Source organism: Gammaproteobacteria bacterium (assembly GCA_003696665.1).
In the GTDB taxonomy this organism is placed as follows: Bacteria; Pseudomonadota; Gammaproteobacteria; order Enterobacterales.
In genome coordinates this window covers 1-1,636 of record RFGJ01000482.1, presented here as the reverse complement: position 1 = coordinate 1,636, position 1,636 = coordinate 1, and the positions used below count along the sequence as shown (strand labels likewise).

General features: G+C 53.8%; 2 protein-coding genes. One reads left to right on the top strand and one right to left on the bottom strand.

Features of this window, described 5'->3' with window-relative positions:
- Positions 1–580, top strand: a 580-nt coding sequence (locus D6694_11725; protein ID RMH38918.1) for a hypothetical protein, incomplete at its 5' end; no start/stop codon positions are given.
- Between the two features lie 17 nt (positions 581–597).
- On the opposite strand, the gene D6694_11720 is transcribed toward D6694_11725, so the two are convergent.
- On the bottom strand, positions 598–1,636 hold a 1,039-nt coding region (locus tag D6694_11720; protein RMH38917.1), incomplete at its 5' end, for a dicarboxylate/amino acid:cation symporter.

Here is a 1,636-nt window from a genome sequence, read left to right as displayed (position 1 = left end):
TTCAAAGGTATTTGCCAGCGCCCAAAAAGTACTGATACCGCTATGTGGCGCCTCACCAGACGTGGGCTGGTTTTTGTCGCGTGGCTTTTCGGTCGCGGGGATCGAGCTGGTGGAAACGGCGGTCATTAGATTGTTTGAAACCCTACGCCAGCCCTACAAAGTGGAAAAAAGTGCGATCGGTCCGGTGTATCGGGGAGAACGGCTTGAGATCTACGTGGCCGACTACTTCACGATCCCCGCTAAGTATTTTTCGGAGTGTGACGCCCATTATGATCGCGCTGCGATCATTGCCATGCCGCCATCACGACAACAAGACTATGTTGAGCAGTTGCGCGTGATGGCGCCCCATCTAAAACTCAGCGTCTGGATTGGATTGACGCATGATGGTGGTCCTGATGCTGGGCCGCCGTTTTCAACGCCGTATGAGGTTTTGACGTCGTATTGCAATGCGCAGTGGCAATTATTAACCCAAGCCCCGGTCACGTTGGGAAAATCAAATGCCGAAGCTGGGGTCGGCCAATTGCCGAAATTCGCCCCCAGCACCGTGATGGAATATATGGCGACTTGTTGGTGGCGTTGATGGTGAGACGGTCAGCCTCACGTTTCAGGCAATGTTTCGAACTGATGACCCGCATCCGGATCTGAGAAGACTTGCTCGTCAAAGTCGCCCTCGGAACGCGCCACCAATAGCGTGACGGCCGCATCACCCGTGACGTTGACCGCGGTTCTCACCATATCCAAAATGCGATCAATGCCCAAGATGATTCCGATGCCTTCTGTGGGCAGGTTAACCTGTTGCAACACCATCGCCAAGGTGATCAGTCCAACACCGGGAACGCCGGCCGCTCCGACAGAGGCAAGCGTGGCGGTCAATATAATCATCAGATATTGCGACATATGCAGATCAGCGCCGTAAATTTGAGCAATGAATACGGTGGCGACACCCTGCATGATGGCGGTGCCGTCCATATTGATGGTCGCTCCCAGCGGCAGTGTAAATGAGGCGGTGGTCGATTTAATGCCAAGCCGACGGGTGGCGACTTCCATGGTGACGGGCAAAGTCGCGCTACTGCTTGCGGTCGATAAGGCAAACAGATGAACAGGCCGCATTTTTTTGAAGAACATCCATGGCGATACGCCACCCAGCATGCGTACCATGGTGCCGTAAATCAAGATGCCATGCACCAGCAGTAAAATGAGCACTAGTGCAAAATAGCGACCAAGATTGGCGAAGGCATCGAGCCCCGTATTGATGGTCAACTTTCCGATCAGTGCGAAGACGCCAATGGGCGCGAGATGCATCAGAATGGTCACCAAGCGCATAATCACTTCGTTTACGGCGACGAAAAGCTGGCTGACTGGTTTGGCACGTTCGCCTGTCATGGCAATGGCAATGCCGAAAAGTAGGGCAAAAACGATCACTTGTAACATATTGCCGCTGGCCATCGCTTCGATTGGATTCTTGGGGACCAAGTTGATAAAAGTACTGGTCAGTGGCGGAGCTTCTTTAGGCGCGAAGGTCGTGGCCTCGAACTGGCCTGGGCTTCCGGGTTCCAGCCAGACGGCTGCGGTCAATGCGACAGAGACAGCGATGGCAGTCGTCATCAGATACAGCAACACGGTTTTTCCACCCATT